General features: G+C 65.6%; 23 protein-coding genes, 1 tRNA gene and 1 other RNA gene. 15 read left to right on the forward strand and 10 right to left on the reverse strand.

Annotated features, from left to right (window positions below; genetic code table 11):
- The first annotated feature begins 130 nt into the window (after positions 1-130).
- Positions 131-541: a DUF3052 domain-containing protein gene (locus tag CZ338_RS08115; protein WP_235839545.1), complete on the forward strand. Its 411-nt coding sequence runs from the start codon at positions 131-133 to the stop codon at positions 539-541.
- Positions 542-1100: 559 nt separating this feature from the next.
- Here CZ338_RS08115 and CZ338_RS08120 read toward each other — a convergent pair.
- The 5 genes from CZ338_RS08120 to CZ338_RS08140 form a co-directional block, all read right to left on the reverse strand.
- Entirely contained in the window at positions 1101-2186 is a 1086-nt protein-coding gene (locus CZ338_RS08120; RefSeq protein ID WP_087117744.1) for an HNH endonuclease signature motif containing protein, read from the reverse strand.
- Between the two features lie 201 nt (positions 2187-2387).
- Positions 2388-2463, reverse strand: a tRNA-Val gene (locus tag CZ338_RS08125).
- A gap of 45 nt (positions 2464-2508) precedes the next feature.
- Positions 2509-3447, reverse strand: coding sequence for an SURF1 family cytochrome oxidase biogenesis protein (locus CZ338_RS08130; RefSeq protein WP_235839510.1), 939 nt, complete (start codon positions 3445-3447; stop codon positions 2509-2511).
- A 5-nt stretch (positions 3448-3452) separates the two neighbouring features.
- The gene (locus CZ338_RS08135) at positions 3453-3920 is read right to left on the reverse strand and encodes a low molecular weight protein-tyrosine-phosphatase (RefSeq protein ID WP_087117745.1); all 468 of its coding nucleotides are present in this window, start codon (positions 3918-3920) and stop codon (positions 3453-3455) included.
- A complete protein-coding gene (locus tag CZ338_RS08140; protein ID WP_235839511.1) occupies positions 3917-4558 on the reverse strand; it encodes an HAD-IA family hydrolase in 642 nt (213 codons plus the stop codon). The genes CZ338_RS08135 and CZ338_RS08140 overlap by 4 nt, the downstream gene beginning before the upstream one ends.
- Positions 4559-4614: 56 nt before the next feature.
- Between CZ338_RS08140 and CZ338_RS08145 the strand changes: the two genes are divergently transcribed.
- From CZ338_RS08145 to CZ338_RS08165, 5 genes are all read left to right on the forward strand, one after another.
- Entirely contained in the window at positions 4615-5772 is a 1158-nt protein-coding gene (locus CZ338_RS08145; RefSeq protein ID WP_087117747.1) for a Nif3-like dinuclear metal center hexameric protein, read from the forward strand.
- A 48-nt stretch (positions 5773-5820) separates the two neighbouring features.
- Positions 5821-6498: a zinc ribbon domain-containing protein gene (locus CZ338_RS08150; RefSeq protein WP_087117748.1), complete on the forward strand. Its 678-nt coding sequence runs from the start codon at positions 5821-5823 to the stop codon at positions 6496-6498.
- 11 nt (positions 6499-6509) lie between these two features.
- The gene (locus CZ338_RS08155; RefSeq protein ID WP_087117749.1) at positions 6510-7664 is read left to right on the forward strand and encodes a bifunctional RNase H/acid phosphatase; all 1155 of its coding nucleotides are present in this window, start codon (positions 6510-6512) and stop codon (positions 7662-7664) included.
- Positions 7665-7698: 34 nt separating this feature from the next.
- Positions 7699-8104, forward strand: an RNA gene (gene rnpB / locus CZ338_RS08160) — RNase P RNA component class A.
- A gap of 26 nt (positions 8105-8130) precedes the next feature.
- Entirely contained in the window at positions 8131-9537 is a 1407-nt protein-coding gene (locus CZ338_RS08165; protein WP_087118201.1) for an RNB domain-containing ribonuclease, read from the forward strand.
- On the opposite strand, the gene CZ338_RS08170 is transcribed toward CZ338_RS08165, so the two are convergent.
- The gene (locus CZ338_RS08170; RefSeq protein WP_087117750.1) at positions 9534-10754 is read right to left on the reverse strand and encodes a galactokinase; all 1221 of its coding nucleotides are present in this window, start codon (positions 10752-10754) and stop codon (positions 9534-9536) included. The genes CZ338_RS08165 and CZ338_RS08170 overlap by 4 nt on opposite strands.
- Positions 10755-10880: 126 nt before the next feature.
- On the opposite strand from CZ338_RS08170, the gene CZ338_RS08175 reads away from it, so the two are divergent.
- A complete protein-coding gene (locus tag CZ338_RS08175; RefSeq protein ID WP_087117751.1) occupies positions 10881-11087 on the forward strand; it encodes a hypothetical protein in 207 nt (68 codons plus the stop codon).
- A 63-nt stretch (positions 11088-11150) separates the two neighbouring features.
- Here CZ338_RS08175 and CZ338_RS08180 read toward each other — a convergent pair whose 3' ends face one another.
- Positions 11151-12839: a CYTH and CHAD domain-containing protein gene (locus CZ338_RS08180; RefSeq protein ID WP_087117752.1), complete on the reverse strand. Its 1689-nt coding sequence runs from the start codon at positions 12837-12839 to the stop codon at positions 11151-11153.
- A gap of 139 nt (positions 12840-12978) precedes the next feature.
- Here CZ338_RS08180 and CZ338_RS08185 point away from each other — a divergent pair, with 139 nt between their 5' ends.
- From CZ338_RS08185 to CZ338_RS08205, 6 genes are read left to right on the forward strand one after another with little or no spacing between them, the layout of a single operon-like run.
- Positions 12979-14301, forward strand: coding sequence for a glutamine synthetase family protein (locus CZ338_RS08185; protein ID WP_087118202.1), 1323 nt, complete (start codon positions 12979-12981; stop codon positions 14299-14301).
- A 31-nt stretch (positions 14302-14332) separates the two neighbouring features.
- Positions 14333-17395, forward strand: coding sequence for a bifunctional [glutamine synthetase] adenylyltransferase/[glutamine synthetase]-adenylyl-L-tyrosine phosphorylase (locus CZ338_RS08190; RefSeq protein WP_087117753.1), 3063 nt, complete (start codon positions 14333-14335; stop codon positions 17393-17395).
- 45 nt (positions 17396-17440) lie between these two features.
- Positions 17441-17731 (forward strand): hypothetical protein, encoded by a 291-nt coding sequence (locus CZ338_RS08195; protein ID WP_087117754.1) that lies wholly within the window; start codon positions 17441-17443, stop codon positions 17729-17731.
- A 50-nt stretch (positions 17732-17781) separates the two neighbouring features.
- Positions 17782-19233: a threonine synthase gene (gene thrC / locus CZ338_RS08200; RefSeq protein WP_087117755.1), complete on the forward strand. Its 1452-nt coding sequence runs from the start codon at positions 17782-17784 to the stop codon at positions 19231-19233.
- 6 nt (positions 19234-19239) lie between these two features.
- The gene (locus tag CZ338_RS10885) at positions 19240-19416 is read left to right on the forward strand and encodes a hypothetical protein (protein ID WP_154669283.1); all 177 of its coding nucleotides are present in this window, start codon (positions 19240-19242) and stop codon (positions 19414-19416) included.
- Between the two features lie 16 nt (positions 19417-19432).
- Positions 19433-20419 (forward strand): S1 family peptidase, encoded by a 987-nt coding sequence (locus CZ338_RS08205; RefSeq protein ID WP_235839512.1) that lies wholly within the window; start codon positions 19433-19435, stop codon positions 20417-20419.
- 210 nt (positions 20420-20629) lie between these two features.
- Here CZ338_RS08205 and CZ338_RS08210 read toward each other — a convergent pair whose 3' ends face one another.
- Positions 20630-21436 carry a hypothetical protein gene (locus CZ338_RS08210; protein ID WP_143341288.1) on the reverse strand — a complete coding sequence of 269 codons (807 nt, stop codon included), beginning with the start codon at positions 21434-21436 and terminating at the stop codon, positions 20630-20632.
- Between the two features lie 89 nt (positions 21437-21525).
- Here CZ338_RS08210 and CZ338_RS08215 point away from each other — a divergent pair, with 89 nt between their 5' ends.
- Together CZ338_RS08215 and CZ338_RS08220 are read left to right on the forward strand one after the other, a co-directional pair.
- A complete protein-coding gene (locus tag CZ338_RS08215; RefSeq protein ID WP_087117758.1) occupies positions 21526-22050 on the forward strand; it encodes an NUDIX hydrolase in 525 nt (174 codons plus the stop codon).
- Positions 22051-22668, forward strand: a complete 618-nt coding sequence (locus tag CZ338_RS08220) for a glycoside hydrolase family 25 protein (protein WP_087117759.1) — start codon at positions 22051-22053, stop codon at positions 22666-22668.
- Here the strand turns inward: CZ338_RS08220 and CZ338_RS08225 are convergent.
- Positions 22626-23516, reverse strand: coding sequence for a CPBP family intramembrane glutamic endopeptidase (locus CZ338_RS08225; RefSeq protein WP_087117760.1), 891 nt, complete (start codon positions 23514-23516; stop codon positions 22626-22628). The genes CZ338_RS08220 and CZ338_RS08225 overlap by 43 nt on opposite strands.
- Before the next feature lie 25 nt (positions 23517-23541).
- Positions 23542-24012, reverse strand: coding sequence for a hypothetical protein (locus CZ338_RS08230; RefSeq protein WP_087117761.1), 471 nt, complete (start codon positions 24010-24012; stop codon positions 23542-23544).
- Positions 24013-24020 lie beyond the last annotated feature (8 nt).

A 24020-nucleotide genomic window follows, 5' to 3' on the forward strand; every position in this document is an offset into this window, starting at 1 on the left:
GTGCTGTACGGATACGCCGATGCCTACAGGGCTCAAGGATACGTACTTTTTCCAACTGTCGCCCATGGGGGTAAATGTCGCTGTATCCTGGCTATATTCGTGTCCGTTAACCAAGGAGGAAGTGGAGATAGTGAGCGCCGCCGGTGCCGCAAACTACGTGGATAAGCTCGGTGTTTCGAAGGGCGAGATTGTCCAAGAGCTCGGCTGGGACGACGATTGTGACGCGTCCATTTCGGAGTCCATCGAGGATGCGATCGGGGAAGCGCTACTTGACGACGATACAGATGAGCTCTGCGACGTCGTCCTCCTCTGGCACCGCGCTGACGACGAGGATTTGGTTGACGCGCTGGTCGACGCGACCCGCAACCTCTCTGACTCCGGCCGTATCTGGCTTCTGACCCCCGGTGCCAACCAGCCCGGGGAGGTCCACCCCGGTGATATTTCCGAGTCTGCGCAGCTCGCAGGCCTCGTCCAGACCAAGGCGGACCGTCTCGGCGATTGGCAGGGGTCCTGCCTGCGCAGCGCAGGCGCGAAGAAATAGCTGGTTAGAGCACCCCGCTTATCGACGCAGCATCTTCCCCCATTCTCCCCTGTGAGATTCACCACCATCCTGTTTTGGGGGCCTTCCGCTACCCCCGTTGCGCTGCAAAACGCTCAATAGCTGTTTTGGATCCGCTCGTTTTTGCCCCCATCCCGCCCGGGAAGCTTCTGTAGCCCGCCCCGGATAGTTTGGGCGTGAGTCTTGAGCGCTCGCATAGGCGCGTCTGTTTCATCCGGAACTGCGGCGGGAGGAACGCGCTCGGCGTCCTCATCATGATCTCCCGGAGAAAGTGGCGATTCTCCTCCTCCTACCCATCTTCCTTGCGGCACCGAGGTTGCTCCTATGCCGGCCCAGAGTGCACCCTTTCCGTATCATCCTCGTCGGACTAGTTACCCGAATCTAGGCACACTGAACCGGCCGTGGGGCGTGTTTCTCCCCCGGCTGGTCCAGTTGTTAGCGTTTTCCCGCTCCGTCTCCTCGACCCAGTAGTTTCGGCTGGTCCCCGCCCCTTAGTTCAGCTGGCCCACTGGTCTTGGTGGCCCGGCGTTTTTCCCGTTGTTTATTCTCGTTGTTTTCCGAACAACAGGTGCATCGCGCCGTATTGGTGGGTGGTGTTCGCCGCCGGTCGCCCCCTAGGGGATACCCACACCGGGGTCCCTGCTCTGATTTCGATGCGTCCCCGGTGGTGACGGGTGGGGTCATCATCGTTGGTGCGGTTGTGGTACCTGCACACCACCGCCAAGTTATCCATGTTGGTTTGTCCGCCGTGTGACCACGCGGTGACATGATGCACCTCGCAGTTATCTGCGGCATGCCGGCACCCCGGCACCGGACACGTTGTGAGTGTTGCTCGGGCCAGGTCACGCTGCTTGGTGTTGGCGAAACGTTTCGTGTCGTACAGGTTCACCGCACCCGCCTGCGGATGGAAGATAGCTACTTCCAGGTCCTCACCGTGGAACCTTGCTAGGTACTCCGCACCGGTCATGGTGGTGCCGTCGGATAGTCCCAGGATGGTGTCATTGCCCTCACCACGCAGAATCCTCATGTGGTCCTCAAGCGGAACCACCACCAGTGGGCGGGGTACAGCATCAGCCACACCACCCTCACCACGCAGAATGTCGGTCAGTGCTTCATACATTTGCGGGCCCGCCGGACAACCCGGATCCAGGTTCCGGCGCAGGGCATACTCCAAGGCGGCGATGAAACTGTCGTCACCGGTGGCGGTAAAGGAACGTTTCCCTTTCTTCGGTGTGCTGAACCGGACCGTCGACTCCGGGGCGGGTGTGTCCTGATCAGGATCGGGGATGATCGTCTTCGCACGACGCCGCAGAGTGTTGTAGTCACCACGCACGGACAACAACGCGAGGCGGAGCCGCCACGTCTCACTTGCCGGTGTGACTGCTTTGAGTTGGTTTTCGATCAACACCAACTGATCCAGAGACTTCCCCGTCTCACGGGCAATGCGGATGGCCTGGGCCTGCTTGCGGGTGAACCTCGTTGCGCCGTAGTAGGCGTTGAAGGCGAGTTTCCAGTCGCGGACGTTGGCGGGGTTGACGCTGGCATCGAGAAGCACCTGGGCATCGAAATGCGCCAGGGCATCAACGGCGCTGCCGGTAGCGCCCACGTGGACTGCGAATTCGTTCATGCCCCACACACTAAAACCCGACAACCACGAAAGAAAGGACACGGCTTGTAGGCCTGTGGAATTTGCGGGGTTATCCACACCCCGCCGGAACCGGGGACCCTGAAAACACCGGCTGATCTGCGGTTCCGCAACCCCCGAAAAAATCCGGGCAAAATGAAAACGCTCACCGCATCAAGCAAGTGAGCGTTCATTCTCGGAAACTGGTGCGCCATGACGGGCTCGAACCGCCGACCTACTGGGTGTAAACCAGTTGCTCTTCCAGCTGAGCTAACGGCGCGCGTGGAGGAAATGCTAGCACGGGGTCGCAGCAAGCTACAAAAGACTAGAAGCGCTCGTCGTCGGGCTTGGTGGCCCACGGGTTGGAACGGGAGTGGCCGTAGCGGGCGCGGGCGGGGGAAGAGGTGGGCATGGAGGCAGTGCCTGCGGTGCTTGCGGCTCCTGCGGCGTCAGGCGCGGAAGGGGTCTCGGCGGTGGTGGAACGGGACGCCGTCAGCGCGGCCATTTCTTGCTGCTCGGCGGCGTAGCGGCGGCGTTCGCGGATTTCGGAATAGATGAAGTATGCGAGTCCTGCGGGGGCCATGATGCCGAAGGCGATCCATTGCAGGCCGTAGGAGAGGTGGTTGCCGCGGTCGAGGACGGGGAGGGGGATGGGGTTGAGGACACCGGGTTGGTCGGCAAGCAGCTGCACGTATGGGGCGACCATGTCGGTGCCGGTCAGCGACGAAGCCTGCGTAGTGTTGACGGTCTGGACCATGGTGTAGCCCTGATCGTCGACGGGGTCCATGCTGGTGGTGTCGCTGAGCCGGATCATGCCCAGCAGGGACACGGATTCGGCGGGCGCGCGGTCGATCGGGGGGACGGTGGTGCCGCCCTCGGCGGCGGGGACCCAGCCACGGTTGACCAGGATCGTCTGTCCGCTGTCGAGCTGGAACGGCACAAGAGACTGGAACGCGGGGGCACCTTCGACGGGGCGCAGGCGCAGCAGCAGCTCGTCGTCGGGAAGGTACCGGCCGGACATGGTGACGCGGGTCCACTCGTCGAAGTCGCCGGAGGCGAGCAGCTTTTCCGCGTCCACTGCTTCCCCCTCGAACGCCTTCTCAATCTGCTCGTTGCGCTCTTTAATATCGTGGTCTTTCCCGAGCTGCCAGGGGGACAGCCAGGTGATGGCGAACCACGAGAACGCGAGCGCGAAGACGGCTGCGAGCACCCATCCTGGAGTGAGGAAGGTTCTCCAGATCGGTTTCGTCTTCGGCGTGGTCACGCTGGCTAGTCTACTCGGGCGCGCATCCAATCCAGAATGCCGTCGGCGGCGGCTTCGATCTGTTCGCGGGTGACGGTGAAGCCTTCGGGGCCGCCGTAATAGGGGTCTTCGACGCTTGCATTCTCGGGTGCGGACGGGTCGAAGGAACGAAGCAGACGGATCTTCTCCTCGGGCACGCCTTGGGCGACGAGTTCGGACACGTGGCGGGTGGCAAGTGCGACGATCAGGTCGGCGTCCATCTGCTCGCCGCCGAATTGCTGGGCGCGGTGGGCGGAGCCGTCATAGCCGGCGGCGGACAGTTCAGCCAGGGCGCGCTCGTCGGCGGGGTTGCCCACGTGCCAGCCGCCGATTCCGGAGGAGGTGACGCGGACGTGGTCGGCGAGTGAAGCGTCGATAAGCTTCTGGCGCACGATGGTTTCCGCCATCGGCGAGCGACAGATGTTGCCGGTGCACACGAAGTCTATGTGGATCATTGGTCCTCCTTGAAAGCGGTGACGATGTTGGCCAGCTCGGCGGGTGTGTGCGCGACGGCCCACGCGTGGTCCCATTCTTCCTGGGTGCCGTAACCCCAGGTGACGGCGGCCGTCGATAAGCCGAATTGCGCTGCTCCCTCGATGTCGTGGAGGCGGTCGCCGATCATGAGCCCGCGGCCGATGTCCACATTATCCAGCACGTGCGCGATGACGTCGGCCTTGCGGCGGCGCGGCCCGTCCTCCTGCGCGGCGCCGAGTAAATCGATGTGCTCGAGCATGCCCTCGCGCTCCAAGATGGCGCGCGCGAAGCCTTCGCCTTTCGACGTCGCCGTGACCACCTGGTACCCCTCTTCCTTCCAGGTAGCCAGCAACTCCCGCATCCCGGGGAACGCCTTGGCGAGTTGCCAGCCGCCGGCGTGCGTGAACTCCATGTAGGCGGCGAGCGCGCGGTCCCGCGTCGCGTCGTCCATGCCCAGGCTGTCCAGCGTCTCCTCCATCGGCGGGCCCGGGATGCGCGCGGTGAACTCGTCGGACGGGTGCTCCCAGCCCACGGTGTCGAGCGCGTGCAGGAAACCGTCGCGGATGCCGGGGAAGGAGTCGATGAGCGTGCCGTCCACATCGAGCAGGAGAGTAATCACGCACCCCAGCATGGCAGTGCGTTGCTGCGCGGGCAATCGACCTAGAGTGGGAAGGCATGACTACGACTGTTGCTGATGTCGTCGCGGCGCTTAATGCCGCGTACCCGCCGCACCTCGCCGAAAGCTGGGATGCCGTCGGCCTCGTGTGCGGCGACCCCGCCGCAGAAGTGCGGCGCGTGGCGTTCGCGCTCGACTGCACCCAGGCCGTCGCTGAACAGGCCGTGTCACTCGGTGCGGATCTGCTCGTCGTCCACCACCCGCTGCTCATGCGCGGCGTGACGTCCGTGGCTGCCGACACCCCGAAAGGCAAGGTCGTGCACACCCTGGTTACCGGCGGCTGCGCGCTGTTCGCGGCGCACACCAACGCCGACTCCGCCCGGCCGGGTGTGTCCGACAAGCTCGCCGAGCTCGTGGGCATCACGCCCGGTCGCCCGATCAAGGTGGTCGGCGCCGGCACCCAGGATCTGTGGGGCGTGCACATTCCGCCTGCCGACGTCGCCCACGTCACCGATGCCCTCTTCGCCGCCGGCGCCGGCGCTATCGGCGACTACTCCGAGTGCTCCTTCCAGTGGGACGGCCGCGGCGGCTTCACCCCGCAGCCCGGAGCCAACCCGACCGACGGGGACGTGGGCTCCCATTACTCGGCGCAGGAGACCCGCGTGCAGTTCGTCGCGCCCTCGCGCCTGCGCGCCCGCCTGGCGGAGGTGCTGCGCGACGTGCACCCGTACGAAGAGCCGGCGTTCGACGTGGTGCAGCTCGCCCCAACTGGGGATTTGTCGCAGGCCACCGGTCTGGGCCGGGTGGGGGAACTGCCTGAGCCGATGACGCTCCGCGACTTCACCCAGCAGGTCGCCGATGCCCTCCCCGAGACCGTTTGGGGCGTGCGAGCGGCGGGCGACCCCGACCAGATGGTGCAGAAAGTCGCCGTGTCCTCCGGCTCCGGCGACAGCTTCCTCGACGACGTCCGCTCCCTCGGCGTCGACGTCTACGTCACCTCCGACCTGCGCCACCACCCCGTCGACGAGCACCTGCGCGCCGGCGGCCCCGCCGTGATCGACACCGCGCACTGGGCCAGCGAGTTTCCGTGGACGCAGCAGGCCAGTGAGATTGTGGCGAAGGCGTGCCCGGAGGTGTCCACCGGCATCATCACCCTGCGCACCGACCCGTGGACGATCTCCGCGCACCTGCGCCACGCAGCAGAGGCCGCGCACTAGACACCCCGCCAACTTCACCCCCGAACCCGACTAAGAAAGAAGGCCGACGTGGAACTGGAACCCGATAAGCAACGCACATTGCTCGCGCTCGCACAGGCGGAGCGCAGCCAGGCTCTTGATGCTCCCGCATCCCCGGAGCAGCAGGAGCTGGAGAAGCTGGAGGCGCAGCGCCCCGGTCTGGCCAACGCGGCCGCGGCCGCGCAGCTCGCTGTCGACGACCTTGAGGCGGAGATCCTGCGCATCCAGGAGGACGAGCGCAAGCTGAAGAAGCGCGAGATGGACGATAAACGCCAGCTCACCGCCGAGACCGACCCTGAGCGCCGCAAGGATCTGGAGCACGACCGGTACGCGGCGAAGTCGCGCATCGCGGACCTGCTCTACGAGCTGAAAGAGGCGCACGGCGAGGTCAAGGCGCTGCGCAACAACCGCGACGTGCACGGTGCGAAGCTCGACGACCTGGACCGCAAGATCGAGGCCGCACGCCGCGCGGCGGAGGCAGTCCCGGAGAAAGAACAGGTGGACACGGACGCCCTGCGCGCGGAGCTGCCGGCGGGCGTCCTGGGGGTGTACGCCACGGTCGGCGCGGCGCGGTTCAACGGCCGCACGTGCGGCTCCTGCTACCTCCAGCTCCCGCCGGCCGAGCGTGCCGAAGTGATGGCCGTCCCCGCCAACGAGCTTCCCACCTGCCCGAACTGCGGCACGCTGCTCGTCCGGGTCACGGGCTAAGGGGGGCGTGCGTGAAGGTCACGGTCTACACCGACGGCGGCTCGCGGGGGAACCCGGGGGTCGCGGGATCGGGGAGCGTCGTCTACGACGAGAATGGCACCACGCTCGCCGAGATCGCCTATGTGGTCGGCCAGAAGTCTTCGAATAACGTCGCTGAGTACCACGGTCTGCTCCGCGGGCTCGAGGCGGCGCGCGATCTCGGCGCGACCGAGGTGGACGTGTACATGGACTCCAAGCTCGTCGTCGAGCAGATGTCGGGCCGCTGGAAGATCAAGCACCCGGACATGAAGAAGCTGGCGCTCGACGCACGCGACCTCGCCGCCGGGTTCAACACGGTCACCTACTCGTGGGTGCCGCGCGCGAAGAACAAGAAGGCCGACGAGCTGTCCAACGTGGCCATGGACGCCGCAGCTAAGGGATCGAAGCCCGGCATCGTGGAGGGAACCAGCTTATCGACGCCCGCTCCCACAGCCTCACCCTCCCGCTCCCCCAAGAAGACGAAGAGCCACGAGACCGGTAGTCCCTCTCACTGGCACGGGCACGATAAACCGCGCACGCGGTTCGTGCTCGTCCGGCACGGGCAGACGGAGCACTCGGCGCAGAAGCGCTACAGCGGCTCCTCCGACCCGGCGCTGACGGAGCTGGGGGAGAAGCAGGCGGCGGCGGTGGCCAAGGCTGTGTCGGCTTTCGGGCAGATCGACGCGATTGTCGCGTCGCCGGCGCAGCGCACGCAGCAGACGGCGAAGGCGTGCGCGGAGGCGCTGGGGATCGAGACGAGCCAGATTGAGACGGTCGACGGTTTCCGCGAGATGGACTTCGGGGTCTTCGAAGGCCTCACCCGCGACGAGGCGCGGGAGGGGTATGGGGAGGAGTTCGGGGCATGGGAGGCGTCGATAAGCAAGGCGCCTCCGGAAGGTGAAAGCGTGTCCAGCGCGCACCGACGGGTGACTCGCGCGCGCCTGAAACTGCAGGAAGCGCACGAGGGGCAGACGGTGCTTGTGGTCACGCACATGACCCCCATCAAGTCGGTGATCCGGCAGGCGCTGGAATCGGGGCCGGACACGTTCAGGCACGTGTTCTTGGACTTGGCGTCCATTAGCGTGGTGGAGTTCTACGGCGACACAGGCGTGGTCCGCTGTGCCAACGACGTCGCCCACTTCCGCTGACAGCCCCCAGGCGGGTACAGTTATGCGCTGCGAGTGAGTCGGCCGGGTGATCGCGGCGCCCTGTACCGCCACGCATGTGGGCTGGCAGGGGTCGAGGAAAGTCCGGACTCCACAGGGCACGGTGGTTGTTAACGGCAACCCGGGGCGACCCGCGGGAAAGTGCAACAGAAAGTAGACCGCCCGGGAAACCGGGTGAGGGTGAAAGGGTGCGGTAAGAGCGCACCGGCGGATGTGGCGACACAACCGGCCAGGTAAACCCCACCGGGAGCAAGGCAAGAATCCCTGCCGCGTGCAGGGATCGTCGGACGCGATGAGGCTGCCCGCCCAGTTCGAAGGTAGCTGCTTGAGGCGCCGGGCAACCGGCGTCCTAGATGGATGATCGCCGCCCCGCCCCTTTACGGAGCAGGGCACAGAATCCGGCTCATAGGCCGACTCACTCGCCCAGTTTCTGCCACAATTGGCCCCCATGAAGCTGTATGCCGCACCGCTTGATTTCCGCGCGATCGCCGACGAGTTCGACGTGCCTACGGACTTTCCGCCCGAGCTGCACGCCGAGGCCGCGAATGCGCGCGACAGGTACGCCGACCAGCGGCGGGACGCGCGCGACATCGAGTTTGTCACCATCGACCCGGTGGGTTCCATGGACTTGGACCAGGCGGTGGCCATCGAGGTCAACGGCGACGGCTACCGAGTCTTTTACGCGATCGCGGATGTCGCGGCGTTCATCGAGCCGGGCTCGGGGCTCCATGAAGAGTCGCTAAAGCGCGGGCAGACGATCTACCTGCCGGACGAGCCGGCGCGGCTGCACCCGGAGGAGCTCTCGGAGGGCTCCGCGTCGTTGCTGCCGGACGCGGACAAGCCAGCGGTGCTGTGGACCTTCGAGCTCGACAGCGCAGGTGAGCTGACCAGCACGAATGTGGAGCGCGCCGTCGTGCGTTCCGTTGCGCGGCTCGACTACGACGGCGTGCAGGAGGACATGGACAATGGCATGCTGCACCCGTCGATCGCGCTGCTGCCGGAGGTGGGGGAGTTGCGCGCGGCGTCGTCGCTACGCCGGCACGCGATCAACTTGCGCGTACCGTCCGTGCGCGTCGTCGAGCTTGACGACGGCCGCTTTGAGCTCCTCATCGAACCCCGCCAGAAAATGATGGACTACAACTCCGAGATCTCCCTGCTGACCGGCATGGCCGCGGGCCAGATGATGCAGGAGGCGGGCGTGGGCATCCTGCGCACGCTCCGTCCGGCGGGCGGCGACGCGGAGAGCACATTCCGCTGCGAAGCGCGGGCTCTGGGCTACGAGCTGTCCGACACCGGCGACATCGGCGAATTCCTCCAGACCGTCGACGCCGACACCCCGCGCGGCATGGCCGTCATGCGCGAGGCGCAGAAGCTGCTGCGCGGCGCCGGCTACGTGTCGCTGGCGGACGGTGAGCCCGAAGTGCACGCCGGTATCGGCGGCTACTACTCCCACGTGACCGCGCCACTGCGCCGGCTTGTGGACCGCTACGCCACCGAAGTCTGCCTGGCGCTGTGCGCGGGCACAGAGACTCCAGAGATTCCCGAATGGGTGCACGAGGACACCCCGCGGGGGCTCAAGACCATGGGCCGGACCTCCCAGCTGGCCAACACCGTCGACCGCGCGTGTCTCAACCTCACCGAGGCCACCGTTCTGCGGCCGTGGGTGGGGGAGAATTTCACCGGCGTGGTGCTGCGGACCAATGAGGAGTCCGACACCGCCCGCGTGTTCATCGCCGACCCGCCTGTCCTGGCGCAGTGCGCCGGCCACCCGGAGGAGGCGACGGAGGTGAAGATGTCGCTGGTGCGCGCGGACGTGGAGAAGCGCGAAGTGCTCTTCGCCTGGCCCGCCGATTAGCCGGTCACACGCGCCGGCGCGCCGGGCGTGACCTCCACGACGGCGAGACCGTCGGCGGCGAGGCTTTCCGCCACCTCGTCGGCCTCTGCCGCGGGAATGTACGCGAGAGCTGCCTGCGACATGCCTGCCGCCGCGGGACGGGCCGCGCGTGCGCCGCGGAGCTGGAGCAGCTGCACGAGTTGATCCGGTGCCGGCAGCCCGGGAGTGCGCTCGGGTTCGCCGATGATCTGGAAGAACTCGTCGGTGCGCATGGAGCGCAGCGCCTTCGCTGCGTTTGCGGACAGCTCCGTCTCCGCTTCGCCGAAGTCCACCCACGCGCGGGCTGTCTCCAGGGTCGGCGCGGAATCGGTGCCGTGCACGTGGTGGCGGGCGTCGACCCACTCCACGACGCGGTCCGCCGCATTTGGCAGCTGGCGCAGTGACGCAACACCGAAATTGGCGCAGGCGTCGTCGATGAAAGTGCGGCCTTTCTCCACCGCGTGCCCCGCGTCCAAGAAAGGCTCGCCGTGCGACGGTGCGATGGACAGGATCCGAACGTCCGCTTTCGCCGGGTGCGGCGCCTGGGTGAGGGAACCGTCGGCGTAGTCGATCACGGAGACCGTGCCCTCCCGGCCGCGTAGCGCCGCCGAATGGCGGGCGCGCAGGACCGGTAGGGGAGAAAAGATCCGGGCGGACTGCGATGCGATGTCCGCCAGGCGGGTGCGTAGCGGAGCCGAGTCAATCTCCGCATCTCCGCCAAGAAGAGCAAGCGCGAGCGCCGCGTCGGCCGCATGCAGTGCGCCGAGACCTGCGCCCAGCGGCACGTCGGAAATGACCGTGATGTCCATGCCTGCGGTGTCGCGGGAGAGCATTTGCCGGCCGACGAGGGTGTGCACCAGCCCCCCGAACCGCTCAGCCAAGGAGCCCGATCGAGCTGCACCGACCTGCTCGGCGAGCTCCTCGATGCTTCTGCAGTCCGCGGTGTCTTCGGTCGTGGCGCCCGCGAAATCGCAGTGAACGGCGACGGTGGTGTCATCCCGGGGACTCACCGCCGCGGCTGCGCGCAGGCCGGTCAGACCGGTGATGGTGATTCCGCCGAAGTGGTCCGAATTCTCGCCGACGACGATGAACGTGCCCGGCGCGTCAGCGGTGTGGAGCGGGGCGTTGCCCGTGCGGTTCAAGTGAGCCTGGGCGACGCGGTCGGACGCGGGGGTCTCGGGGGCGGTCCACACTGCCATGGGGGAGAGCACTGTCCTTTCGGGGCGGTTCGGGAGGGGCGAATTTACCCCCATAACAGTACCAACCCGGCGCAGGTAGCCTTGGCGGGTGAGCACTCTTTCTCGCCATACCGAAAGGACCCGACCATGAGCGACGAGAAGTTCTACTTCAACCCCAGCACCCGCGAGGTCTCCCAGGGCAAGGAAGGCTCTTGGGACGACCGCATGGGGCCGTACGACACCCGCGAGGAAGCCGAGCAGGCTCTCGAGACTGCCCAGCAGCGCAACAAGATCGCCGAGGCGCAGGACGAGGCCGACGACAACTGGGGTCAGCCGGCCTCGTGGGAGAAATAGCTCCCTAGTTTCCTGGAGGAGTTACCTTGAGGTGTTGCTAGAGCTCGCGGACGTCCGCGGGCTCTACTTCTTTTTGGGCTCCACCTTTTTAAAGGCCTTCTTGATCTCCTTGACGGCCTTCGGGTAGTCCTGAAGAGCCTGATCGCCGCGGGTCATTTCGCGCTGGTAGAGCATGCCGTAGGCGAAGGTGTCCTCGCCGCGTTGGCGGGCGCCGTTAGCCAGTTTCTCGATCCGGTCGCGCGAGGTCACCGCGTCCTGGTAGTAGCCGAGAATCTCCTGCAGCTCCTTGCAAGCCTTGGACAGCTTGCCGGCCTTGAGGCCGCTGTCCTTGGCGGCGTTAGCGGAGTAGCGCAGCTTCTTAGCAGCCTTGCGCACGTCGTGGACGTACTCCTCGCGCTGGTGCAGTGGAAGCGACGTGTCCGGGTAGTGCTCTTCCGCGGCCTTGTGGCGCTTGACCAACTTCTTGTAGCCGCGCTCGAGGTGCTCGTAGAGGATTTCCTCGGAGGAGCGGGTCTCAGCGGGGGCAGCGGGGGCAGCGGGGGACGAGGAGTCAAAGGCATCGCCGGTCTCGGTGCCAGCTTCAGTCTCGGAGTCGGCAGAATCCGCGGCAGAAGCTTCGGCAGAATCTTCAGCAGGGGAGTCGGAGGCGAGGGGTGGGTTGGCAAGGAGGGCATCGATGGCGTCGAGAAGCGACAGGTAGCGCTCGGAGTCGAGCGTGCGCAGGATGCGTTTGTGGGCGCGCTCGTATTCGCGGCGCATATCGCCGCGGACGTGCTCGGCGGCGGGCCCGTCGATCATGCCGGTGGTGTCGGAATCGAGCAGGCCGGCGAAGCGCTCTTCGACGACTTCGGCGTCGCGGGCGGTGCCCAGCAGAGCCGCGAGTTCCTTGAGCTCGTTCTCGATGTGTGTGAGCTGGTCGCCGGCGAGGATGCCCTCGAATGTCTCGAGCAAGCTGCGCAGCTCGCGGGTGGCCACGCGCATCTGGTGGACGGAATCCCACTCGTCGTTGCGGACCTTCGGGTCCCATTCCACGAGGCGGTCGCGCTGGACGCGCAGGGAGTCGACGACAGCCTTGGCGGGGGAGTCCTCCTCGAGGCCCTCCGTGCTCATGTACGGCGGGACGGGGGCTGCCGCGGCGGAATCTCCGAGAGCGGTGGCCAGCTTAGATGCGGATGCGGACTTGCGGGCGCCGCGGTTGATCAGAAGCGAAGTGGCTTCGTGCAACAGGGCGGCACCCTCGACGGTCTCGGCCAGCTCGCCGGAAAGCTCCACTTCCCATTCGCGCCACGAGGTCTGCTGGCCGCCGGGCAGGAGAGACCAAGCGGTGACGCGGTCGTCGCAGAACTCGGCGACTTGGTCACCGGCGGCGTCGAAAAGCGGCGTCTCCGCGCGGTTGTTGTCCACCTGCGCGATGGGCGCGAGCGGCTCGCGGCGGATGATGGCGCGCACAGCCTCGAGTAGCTCCGTGGGCGGCGTGGACGGGTCCGTCAGCTCGGCGTGGAGCTCGGTGCGCCCCGTTGAGCCGGGCAGCTTGATGTGCCAGCCGTCGTCCTTGCCTCCGGTGCGGCGGCGCAGCGTGATTTTCGCCCGGGTCAGGCGCAGGTCCGCGGTGTCGTAGTAGATCGCGGACAGGCTGTGGTGAGCGGTCTCGCCCGCGGATTCCACGGCGGTAAGGGCAGTCAGGTCGGGGACCGCGGTGGTGTCGTCGACGGCAAATTTAGCCTCGACCTCGATAAACGTTTGGTTGCTCATTGGATCTGGCCTTCTTGCAAAAATAGGTGCGTCAGAAATCGCACCAGAATCGGACGCGTTCGTTCACCCCCAGTTTACCTAACGTTTTCTGGTTGGGATGTGGCCTCCGGGGCTGGAAATGCTCACTAGTGTGGTGGGCATGAACAGCCAACAAGAAAACGTCCTCCGCGACGTTGAGGAACGCGATATCCGCTTCATCCGCCTCTGGTTCACGGACCTGTTCGGGGAGCTGAAGACGGTGATGATGTCCCCGGCGGAGTTGGAGACGGCCTTCGACGAAGGCGTGGGATTCGACGGCTCCTCCATTGAGGGCTTCTCGCGCGTGTCGGAGTCGGACACGCTGCTGCAGCCTGATCCGTCGACGTACCAGCCGCTGCCGTTCGACGTGGAGGACGGGCTGCAGACGGCGCGGATGTTCTGCGATATCTCCATGCCGGACGGCAACCCGCTGTATGCGGATCCGCGCCAGGTGCTGCGCCGCCAGCTGAACAAGGCGGCGGACGCGGGCTTCGAGTGCGTGGCCAGCCCCGAGATCGAGTTCTACGTGCTCAAAGGAGACGAGCCGAAGCCTGTCGATGACGGCGGGTACTTCGATCAGGCGAAGCAGAACCAGGCGCCGCGGTTCCGCAGGCAAGCTGTCTCAGCATTGGAGTACATGGGGATTGTCACCGAGTTCTCCCACCACGAGGGCTCGCCGGGGCAGCAGGAGATCGACCTGCGCCACACCGACGCGCTGACCATGGCGGACAACGTGATCGCGTTCCGCTACGTGGTCAAGACGGTGGCGGAATTCAACGGTGTGCTGGCCACGTTCATGCCCAAGCCGTTCCGCGAGCACAACGGCTCGGCGATGCACACGCACTTCTCACTGTTCGAGGGCGAGGATAATGCGTTCCACGACCCGGATGACGAGTACTCGCTGTCCAAGACCGCCCGCCAGTTCATCGCGGGCGTGATCGAGCACGCAGGGGAGATCTCCGCGGTGACCAACCAGTGGGTGAATTCGTACAAGCGCCTCCAGTTCGGCTCAGAGGCGCCGACGGCAGCGACGTGGGGCGTGTCCAACCGTTCTGCGATGGTGCGGGTGCCCACGTACCGCCTGCACAAGCCGGTGTCACGCCGCATCGAGGTGCGCACGATCGATTCAGCGGCGAACCCGTATTTGGCCTACGCCGCGATCTTCGCCGCCGGTCTGCACGGCATCGAGGAAGGCATGGAGCTCGGCGAGCCGGCCGTTGACGACGTCTTCTCGCTCACCCGCCGCGAGCGCCGCGCGATGGGGTACAAGGACCTGCCCGGTTCGCTCGATGAGGCGTTGCGGGTGCTGGAGAAGTCCGAGTTCATGGCGGAGGTGCTGGGCGAGCAGGTCTTCGAGTTCTTCCTGCGTTCCAAGTGGGATGAGTGGCACGCCTACGAGGATCAGATCACCCCGTGGGAATTGGCCAACAACCTCAACCTGTAGGTAGCCCGGTACGACCGGTAAGAAAGGAACCATGGCCCGCAGCAGCTCACCGTCCCCTGCCCAGCTCGCGCTCACCGGGGCGCACGCCGCCGAAGACCTGGAGAAACTCGGCTGGACCGACAACGACATCCTGTACACGCTCGGCGGCTCAGGCAACCCGGACCTGACGCTCAACACCAGTTTCCGTCTCGCGGAAGCGCTCGGAGATTCATACGGCGAACTGCGCCAGGCGCTTATTAGCGACGACGTGTTCCGCGTCCGCCTCTTCGCCCTCTTGGGGGGCTCCACAGCTTTGGGCGACCACTTGGTGGCGCACCCGGAGGAATGGAAACTGCTCGCTGAACCGTTGCCGAGTCCAGAGGAAATCTTCCAGGCGATGCTGGGCGCGGTGGGAGCGGAGCCGGTGGAGGGCGATCCGACGGCACAGGCGAGCCTCGACGGCCCCGGCACGTACCGTGCGGCTGAGGCCGGGCCGGAAGCGAAGCGTGCGCTGAAAGATGCGTATCGCACGCTGGTCATGCGCGTAGCGGCTGCGGACCTAGCCGGCACCTACTCGGCATTCAAGGGGTATGGCGCAGAGCAGAACGAGCTCAGCTATAGCGAGGTCACAGAACTGCTGACCACTATCGCGGACGCGGCCTTGACCGCGGCGCTCGCCGTCGCGGTGCGCAGTGTCCACGGAGACGAGGATTACGACCGGAAGCTCGCTGTGATCGCCATGGGCAAGTGCGGCGCGCGGGAGCTCAACTACATCTCCGATGTGGATGTCATCTTCGTGGCGGAGCCCGCCGACACCAAGGCCACGCGCGTGGCCAGTGAGTTGACCTCCGTGGGCAATGCCGCATTCTTCGACGTCGACCCGAACCTGCGCCCCGAGGGCAAGTCCGGTGCGCTGGTGCGCACGCTCGACTCGCACGAGGCGTACTACAAGCGCTGGGCGGAGACCTGGGAATTCCAGGCGCTGCTCAAGGCGCGCCCGATGACCGGCGACATGGAGCTGGGCCAGGCCTATTACGACAGGCTGCGGCCCATGGTGTGGGAGTCTTCCCAGCGCGACTCCTTCGTCGACGACGTCCAAGCGATGCGCCGTCGCGTGTTGTCGAACGTGCCGGAGGACATGCGCTCCCGCGAGCTCAAGCTCGGCTCCGGCGGTCTGCGTGATGCCGAATTCGCCGTTCAGCTGCTCCAGCTCGTTCACGGGCGTATCGATGCCTCCGTGCAGACCCAGAACACCGTCGAATCCATCGAGGCCCTGTCCGCTGGCGGCTACATCGGCAGGGAAGACGCCGCCGATTTGGTGGAGGCATATGAATTCCTGCGACTCCTCGAGCACCGCCTCCAGCTGCACCGTTTCAAGCGCACACACACGCTGCCTGCGGACGACGATGTGGAGAACCGCCGCTGGCTCGCTCTGACTTCCGGGTTCATTTCCTCGCCGACAAAGTCCGCCGTGGACGAGCTGGACCTGCGCCTGAAAAAAGAGCGCAAGAAGATAACGGACCTGCACTCGCGCTTGTTCTACCGCCCGCTGCTGAATTCCATCGCCGGGATGAGTGTAGGCGAAGCGACGCTCGGTGCCGACGCAGCGAAGGCCCGGTTGAAGGCGCTGGGCTACACCCACCCGGACCGCGCCTACGAGCACCTGTCCGCGCTGGCGAAGGGCAACTCGCGCAAGGCGAAACTCCAGCAGATCCTGTTGCCCACGCTCATGGCGTGGTTGGGGGAGACCGCCGACCCGGATGCCGGGCTGCTGAATTACAGGAAATTGTCGGAGGCGGCCGTCGATAAGGCGTGGTTCTTGCGCACGATCCGAGATGAAGGCGTGGTCGGCGAGAGGCTGATGCATATTCTGGGCACCTCGCCGTACGCCGCGAACCTGATTATCTCCGCGCCGGACGTGGTGAAGCAGCTTGGCGACGGCGCCACTCAACCCAAGCTCCTCGACACCGCCCCCGACCGTGTCTACAAAGCCCTAGTGGCAGCAACGAAGCGCCACGATGACCCGGACAAAGCCGTCAAGGTCGCCCGCTCCCTGCGCCGCGCGGAGCTGGCGCGAATCGCCTCTGCGGACCTGCTGGGCTTCCTTGACGTGCGCGAAGTCTGCGAGCAGCTGTCCTGGGTGTGGGACGCCGTGCTCGAAGCCGGGCTGCGCGCCGAAGTACGCGCGGACCTGATCGAACGAGGTGTGGACGAGCCACTGGCACGTATCGCCGTGATCGGCATGGGGCGTCTTGGCGGGCAGGAACTCGGATATGGCTCCGACGCAGATGTCGTTGTCGTGGCGGAGCCCGCGGTGGGCATTGAAGAGAGCGAGGCCCTGGCGTGGGCCGCGAAGATCATCGACCAGATGCGCAAACGTTTGTCCAAGCCCTCCGGCGACCCGCCTTTGGAAGTCGACCTTGGCCTGCGGCCCGAAGGGCGCTCAGGCCCCGTCGTGCGCACCATCGCCTCCTACGAGCGCTACTACAAGGAGTGGGGCGCGGTGTGGGAGAAGCAGGCTCTGCTGCGCGCCACCTACGTGGCCGGCGACCGTGAAGTCGGGCAGGCTTTCCTCGAAGCAATCGACCCGTTCCGGTACCCAAAGGGTGGCGCGAGCGAGGCGGAGATCCGCGAGATCCGCCGAATCAAGGCCCGCGTGGACAATGAGCGCCTGCCCCGCGGCGCGGACCGCGCCACCCACACCAAGCTGGGGCGCGGCGCGCTCTCGGACATCGAGTGGACGGTGCAGCTGCTCACCATGATGCACGCCCACGAATATGAGGAGCTGCACAACACCTCCACCTTGGAAGTGCTGGATTTCTTAGCCACCGATGAGGCCAGCGACATTATCGAGACATCCCAGGCCCGCAAGCTCACCGACGCGTGGCTGCTCGCCACTGCCGCGCGCAATGCGCTTGTCCTCGTGGCGGGAAAACGCACCGACCAACTCCCCGGTCCGGGTGCTCAGCTCAACCAGGTCGCGGGCGCCGCCGGACACGACCCGCACGACGCGCAGGCCTACCTAGACCGTTACCTCAAGGTCACGCGCCGCGCGCACCGTGTCGTGGAGGAAGTGTTTTGGGGCGAGGAGCCTTCCTTCGAGTACGACGACTAGCTTCACCGCCACCGGCAGCCCGGCGCGCGAACTAAGCTGGCGGTCATGGCTCTGAAACTGTCGATCGACCTGCAGGACGCCACATACGGGGACCTCGTGGCACTCGTGGACGCCGCCCGCGCCGCCGGGGTGGACAACGCCACCGCGCTCGAGCTCGACGGCTCCACGCTCACTCTCGCCGTCGCCGCGCCAATGGTCGGGGGGGCGCGCCGAGCACCGCGCGACACGTCCGGCTTCGACGACCGCGTGGTGCCCACGCTGGGGGAGAACGCGGTGCGCGGCATCATGGACATCCTTACCGGCCGCCAGGACCCGCCGGGCGCGCACAGCCGTTAATCTTCGGGCAATCCTTCCGGGGGTGAGGCGGGGCACGTAGACTGTGTCGGGTGGATTACATCTCAACACGCGACGCGTCTGCTGCTCCGTACAAGTTCACCGACATCCTGCTGTCCGGGCTCGCCCCCGACGGCGGGTTGTACGTGCCCGTGGCCTACCCGCGGATCACGGATGAGCGCCTGACGCAGTGGCGCGGCGTTCTCGCAGAGGGTGGTTACGCGGCGCTGGCAGCCGAGGTGGTCAAGCTCTTCGTGGGCGACATCCCGCCGGCGAAGATTGAGGAGCTCACCGCCAACGCGTACCGCACTCCTGTCTTCGCGCACAAGGAGATCGTTCCGGTAAGCAAGCTCGAGGACGGCTTGTTCTTGGCCCACCTCTCGGAGGGCCCCACCGCCGCGTTCAAGGATATGGCGATGCAGCTGCTCGGCGAGCTCTTCGAGTTCGAGCTGGCACGCCGCGAAGAGACCCTGAACATTCTCGGCGCCACGTCCGGCGACACCGGCTCCTCCGCCGAGTACGCAATGCGCGGCCGCCACAACATCAACGTGTTCATGCTCACGCCCGCCGGGCGTATGACTCCGTTCCAGCAGGCCCAGATGTTCGGCCTGGATGAGCCGAATATCTTCAATATCGCTCTCGACGGTGTCTTCGACGACTGCCAGGACGTGGTCAAGGAGGTCAATTCCGACGCGGCCTTCAAGTCCAAGCACCACATCGGCGCGGTGAACTCCATCAACTGGGCGCGCCTGCTGGCACAGACCGTCTACTACATCTCCACCTACATCAAGGTCACGGAGAGCAACGACGAGCAGGTCTCCTTCTCCGTGCCCACCGGCAATTTCGGGGATATCTGCGCGGGCCACATTGTGAAGCAGATGGGCCTGCCCGTGGACAAGCTCATCGTGGCCACGAACGAGAACGACGTGCTGCACGAGTTCTTCACCACCGGCCAGTACCGTCCGCGTTCCGCCGCGGAGACCCACGCGACGTCTTCGCCGTCGATGGACATCTCCCGCGCATCCAACTTCGAGCGATTCATCTTCGACGTCATCGAGCGCGATGCCTCCCAGACCGCCGAGCTCTTCGGCGTGAAGGCGAAGGAGGGCGGCTTCGAGCTCGAGGACCACATCATGGAGGAGATCCGCACGCGCTACGGGTTCCTTTCCGGAACTTCCACGCACGCGGACCGCGTATCGACGATCCGAGCCACCCACTCCGACCACAACGTCCTCATCGACCCCCACACTGCCGACGGTGTCTTTGTGGCCCGCGGTGTGGCGGATCAGGTGGACACCCCGATCGTGGTGCTGGAAACGGCACTTCCGGTGAAGTTCTCCGAGACCATCGTCGAGGCCACCGGCCAGGAGCCGGTCGTACCGGAGCGTTTCGCGCACATCATGGACGCTGACCGCCACGTCGTGGACATGCCGAACGACGCCGAAGCAGTGAAGCAGTACATTGCCGACACAGCCGAAAAGGCTGAAGCAGCTGAGGGGAACTAAGCGACGATGGCCCAGGAACAGTTCGCAGGCCCCGAGCACTACACCGAGTTCGACCCGGAGAAATTCCTCCGCGACATGAACCTGATCAAGGAGTTCGGCGAAAAGGGCGACAAGGGTTCGGAGGACACGGATGACTCACAGAACACCGCAGACATCGGAGACACCGGAAAGCGGGACTCCTAGGCACGCCGCACCCGATGTGACCTACCCGTATTACGGGCAAGAGTTGCCGCCGCAGGGGGACCAGCCGCGCGATTCCGCATCAGGGGTGACTCTGTGGGCGGCTCTCGTGGTCATCACGAGTTTCCTCGTTGCGTCGGTGGCGTGGCTGGGCATCACCTCCGCCCAGCAGCCCACCCCGACTGCGGAGGAACGGCAGGAGCGCGAACAGGTGCAGCGTCCGGGCGAGAACGATGGTCAGACGCCGGACGAGCCCGCCATGGGCTACCGGGTCTCCTCTCCGCAGTTCGCGCTGTGGGCGCCGGGCACGAAGATCCAGGCAACGGACCACTACCCGCAGCCGGGTGAAGCCTTCACCGCGCAATCCTGCACCGTCGCGTTCAGCTTCAGTGGACCCGACGGGCGTAACTACGCCGTCACTGCCGGGCACTGCGGCAAGGAGGGGGACTTGGTGTGGCCGACGTACGCTGAAACGGCCGCGGATTACTCCGTGGAGGTCGGCCACTACATCTATTCGGGTCTCTACAGCGAGAACGTGGGGGAGATCGTCGACATCGACGTCGGCATCATTGAGATCACTGATTCTGAGCGCTACATGGACCTCGTGGGTAAACCGATCGAGACTGCCCTGTACTCCGGTGATATCCCGTCGGGCGAGAAGATCTGCAAGACCGGCGCCACCACAGGTTTCACCTGCGGGGACTTCGAAGCGTCCGGCCGCACCCAGATCATCCGCACCGACACCAATATCGAGCGCGAGACGTACGGCGACATCGCCCACGTGTGCGCGCTGCCGGGGGATTCCGGCGGGCCCGTGTTCTACATAATCGGTGGCCGCGCCAGCATCATCGGTGTCGTTTCCGGTACTGAAGCCGGCCGTGCCGACGAGCCGTGCGACGCAGAAGGATCCGCCACCAAGATGATGTCGTACTCCAACTATGACCAAGTGATGGAGGTCATTGACCGGGTTGTGCCGGGGGTCAACTGGGTGGGGCAGACCTGGTAGCGCAGGGGTAGGCATCGGCGCGAGGTCCCAAGCCTCCAGCCGGCCGGCCGTCTCAGGGTTGGCATGGACCGATTGATAGTCCCTATGGCGCCGGCTAGGTCGCTCCCGATTCATGCCCACTAGTTCCTGCCCACCGCGGCCTCATCCTGCGGCAGCGACTGCTGCTCCCAGCCCAGCTGCACCGTCTCACGTTTCCGTCGGAGGGTGGGCTTAGAAGACCTCGTCGTCGCGCCAGTAATCGGCTTTTCCGCGCTCCTTGACTAGGCGGTGGACCTTCTCCGGTGAATAGGTGTAGAAGCGGATTTGCTCGACCGCGCGGGGGCGACGAACCCCGTTCCACGTCTCGTGAATTCTCTCTGCCGACTTCTCGCTGGGAACGTACCACGTTATGGACACGTAATTGGAGTTGCCGTAACCGGGGTTGTTAGCAAAGTCGATGGAATCCGCCTTGCCATCGAGTGCGACCGTGAGCATGCGTTGGATGGATTCTCCTGGCAGGGTGGTGTAGCAAAAGCCGTTGAACGTCACTCGTTCGTTGTCGGGCGTGGTCAGCGCCATCGAATCCACGCAGTTCTGCTCGAGCAGGCGGCTCAGGTGGCCAGCGAACTCCGGGAAATCCCCGAGCGCCTCCTCTGTGATGTTTCCAGTCACCGCGACACCCGTGTACGTGCGCGCCGTCTTCGCGTCAGCAATGAATTGCGTGCGTATCGACGCCTTCACTTGCTCTTCGCTCGTCTCCGGCGGCGCCGGCTTCGGTGGGCGGGACACGCTGGTCTGGCCGTCCGCGCCGGTAACCGTAGTCACCGCGGGGAGCTGCTGCGATGTCGTTTCCGTTCCCGTCGCTGTGGAGGAAGAGCTGGACGCGCGCTCCGAGGCAGACGTCTCGTAGTTGACCACCCCGATGGCGAACACGAGGCAGATGATCAGCAACGCCCCGAACCCCACGATGAATGCGGCCGCGGGGACGCGGCGGCGGGGCTGCTTCTCGGGATCGGTGGTGCTGACCTGCGTGCTCATGATGCACATGATGTTAGTTCACCCCGTCGCCCGCGCGGGGACGCGGGACGTAGACTTGGGCGGCGAAGTTGAACAGAAAGGTGCGCCCCATGCCCATCCCCGAATTCATCGTGGAAACCCGCAAGAAGATCGGCACGGACCTGATGTGGATCCCGGCCGTGACCGCGGTGGTGCTGCGCGACTCCACGGATGACTCGCCCTGGGCCGTGCCTGAAGTGCTCCTGGTAAAACGGGCCGACAACGGTGAGTGGACCCCGGTGACCGGGATCTGCGACCCGGGCGAGGAGCCCCATCACGCCGCCGTGCGCGAGGTGGCGGAGGAGACCGGCGTTGCGGCGAGACCCGCCGCCCTCCTCGGCGTCGGTGCCGTCGGGCCCATCGTTCACGCCAACGGCGACAATGCCAGCTACATGTCCGTCGCTCTGCGCCTGGAGGCCGACGATCCCGCCGCTGTGCCCGCCGTCGGCGACGACGAGAACAGCGAGACCGGCTGGTTCTCCATCGCGCAGATGCCGGTCACAGACCCGAAATGGCGCTTGGTCATCGCCGACGCTGTGGCACAACGCAAGCACCCGGGGTCCTTCACCCCGCGCATGGGCTTTGCCAGGCGCTAGATGTTCCCAACAGGCGAACTCCAGTTCGGCATCGACGTCAGCGAGCACCAAGATGGGCTGAGTCTCGTCCAGGCTGCGGCGGAGGGCGTCGAGTTCGTGGTCGTGCGCACCACCGACGGCACCTACCGCGATCGCACCTACACCTCGCATGTGGAGGACGCGCTCCGCGCCGGGCTGCCGGTTGAGGCTTACCACTACCTGCGCAATCCGTCGGAGGGGACCACCGTCGCCGAGCAAGTTGAGGCCGCCTGCGCGGTCATGGGGGACCTGGTTGTCCCCGTGTGGATCGACTGTGAGACCCCCGCGGGCCTGGCACTTTCGCACGTGCGCGAGGCCCGCGTCCTCTTCACCGCGCGCGGTGTGCCCGTTGCCGGGGTGTACACCTACCCGCGCTACTGGCGCTGGCGCATGCTCGGCGCCGCCACCGCCGAGTTCGGGGCCGTATGGGTCGCCGATTACGGCGCGGATCCCGCCGGGCAGCCGCGGGAGCTTCACGACGGTCGCGCGTGGCCGGGCGAAGTGGGCAAGCAGACACCCCTGACGTGGCAGTACGGCTCACGGGGGCTCGTCGCGGGCTACGAGGTCGACGTGGACGTGCGCCGCGTGATCAGCACATAAGCCAACGCTGTTGCGGCCACCGTCGCTAGAACAGAAATCACAAGATCGCTTATCGACGCCGCCGCCAAGTCCACCCCGTCCACCCCGAAGGCATCCGGAGCGTAGGCGAAAGTGTTGCCTACTGCGTGAACGGCAGCTGCCGCCTCAATCCCGCGGGTGGCGTAGGTGAGAAAAGATGCGCACAACGCGAAGACGGCGACACTGATCATGCCTTGCCAGCCGTAGTGGTGGCCGGACAAGAAGAACAGCAGCGGGAGCAGGTAGGCCACGAAGGAAGGAGTGAACCACTGACCCGTGATCTGCACCAGCGAGCCGCGGAAGAAAAGCTCCTCCGACAGCGATTGGAGGGGTGCCATCGCCACGATCACCACGAGCGCCGCCACGTTGACAGGCGTGATCGAAGCAGTAGAACGGTCTGAAGTGATGATCGCGTACGCACCTTCGGCGCCGAGAAAGGCGAGCGCCGGAAGGAGTGCGAGAGCGAAATTCCGCCACCGGAATCGCAGCTCCACCGACCACAGTGCCCGCGGATTGCGTCCGGTGAGCCGTGCGGCGATGAACCCCGCCGGGATAGCCGCGACCCAGCCGATAAAGGTTGCGAGGGCCAGATACGGGTGGTCCGCAATAGCGAATTCTTCGAACGCGCTGACCTCGGGCTGAGCCACCTTCTCGTAGAGGTAGAACAGCCCGGTTGCGGCGCTTGTCAACGCGACTAACAGAACAAGGGCGAGAATGAGCTCCACGAGCGGGCGCCACCATGCGGGCTTCTGCGCGCTATCACCTGCGGCTGCCCGGTCTCTGTCAGCAGGGAACCGGTATGCGCGGCCAAGGAGATGGTAGGAACTCATAGCTGAATCGTAACGCTTCAATAGCCTATTGCTCGATCAGCTCGTCCCGGTTGATTTTTCCGGCGAGTGAGCGGGCAATACTGAATGTCACGCACAGCAGTTGTGCGCTAAGCAGCTGGGAGAAGAACAGTGCGACATCCGTCGCAGTGGGGTCGAACCAGAACTTCGAAGCGAAGGCGACCGCACCGGCAACGACGAAAAGGGCGAGCGTGGTCACAAAGGCGGTTGTCAGCCCGACTTCGCGCGCCTCCAAGCGCCGTTGGCGCTCATACTCGTCCAGATCCGTGCTGGGCAGGTCCGCTTTGCCGATGCTCGCGCGCACAACGTAGATCCCCAGCGCCGCACCGAGACACCCCAGCATCCACAACAGGTTGGACCAGCCCGGCAGGAAGAACTGGAGGCACGCCCCCAGAATCACCACCGCGATGGCGGCATCTGTGAAGTAGATGGAGCGGTTGCGGGCTTTCACTGTGCCCGGGGTGGCAGCTGCAGTCACGAATGGTC

Source organism: Corynebacterium urinipleomorphum (genome assembly GCF_900155535.1).
GTDB lineage: Bacteria > Actinomycetota > Actinomycetes > Mycobacteriales > Mycobacteriaceae > Corynebacterium > Corynebacterium urinipleomorphum.

What these genes read in the sequence shown, in the direction of transcription:
- CZ338_RS08120 (WP_087117744.1), bottom strand. Translation starts at nt 2,186, where the DNA reads ATGAACGAATTCGCAGTCCACGTGGGCGCTACCGGCAGCGCCGTTGAT.
- CZ338_RS08135 (WP_087117745.1), bottom strand. Translation starts at nt 3,920, where the DNA reads ATGATCCACATAGACTTCGTGTGCACCGGCAACATCTGTCGCTCGCCG.
- CZ338_RS08145 (WP_087117747.1), top strand. Translation starts at nt 4,615, where the DNA reads ATGACTACGACTGTTGCTGATGTCGTCGCGGCGCTTAATGCCGCGTAC.
- CZ338_RS08165 (WP_087118201.1), top strand. Translation starts at nt 8,131, where the DNA reads ATGAAGCTGTATGCCGCACCGCTTGATTTCCGCGCGATCGCCGACGAG.
- CZ338_RS08170 (WP_087117750.1), bottom strand. Translation starts at nt 10,754, where the DNA reads ATGGCAGTGTGGACCGCCCCCGAGACCCCCGCGTCCGACCGCGTCGCC.
- CZ338_RS08175 (WP_087117751.1), top strand. Translation starts at nt 10,881, where the DNA reads ATGAGCGACGAGAAGTTCTACTTCAACCCCAGCACCCGCGAGGTCTCC.
- CZ338_RS08180 (WP_087117752.1), bottom strand. Translation starts at nt 12,839, where the DNA reads ATGAGCAACCAAACGTTTATCGAGGTCGAGGCTAAATTTGCCGTCGAC.
- CZ338_RS08185 (WP_087118202.1), top strand. Translation starts at nt 12,979, where the DNA reads ATGAACAGCCAACAAGAAAACGTCCTCCGCGACGTTGAGGAACGCGAT.
- CZ338_RS08190 (WP_087117753.1), top strand. Translation starts at nt 14,333, where the DNA reads ATGGCCCGCAGCAGCTCACCGTCCCCTGCCCAGCTCGCGCTCACCGGG.
- CZ338_RS08195 (WP_087117754.1), top strand. Translation starts at nt 17,441, where the DNA reads ATGGCTCTGAAACTGTCGATCGACCTGCAGGACGCCACATACGGGGAC.
- CZ338_RS10885 (WP_154669283.1), top strand. Translation starts at nt 19,240, where the DNA reads ATGGCCCAGGAACAGTTCGCAGGCCCCGAGCACTACACCGAGTTCGAC.
- CZ338_RS08210 (WP_143341288.1), bottom strand. Translation starts at nt 21,436, where the DNA reads ATGAGCACGCAGGTCAGCACCACCGATCCCGAGAAGCAGCCCCGCCGC.
- CZ338_RS08215 (WP_087117758.1), top strand. Translation starts at nt 21,526, where the DNA reads ATGCCCATCCCCGAATTCATCGTGGAAACCCGCAAGAAGATCGGCACG.
- CZ338_RS08220 (WP_087117759.1), top strand. Translation starts at nt 22,051, where the DNA reads ATGTTCCCAACAGGCGAACTCCAGTTCGGCATCGACGTCAGCGAGCAC.
- CZ338_RS08225 (WP_087117760.1), bottom strand. Translation starts at nt 23,516, where the DNA reads ATGAGTTCCTACCATCTCCTTGGCCGCGCATACCGGTTCCCTGCTGAC.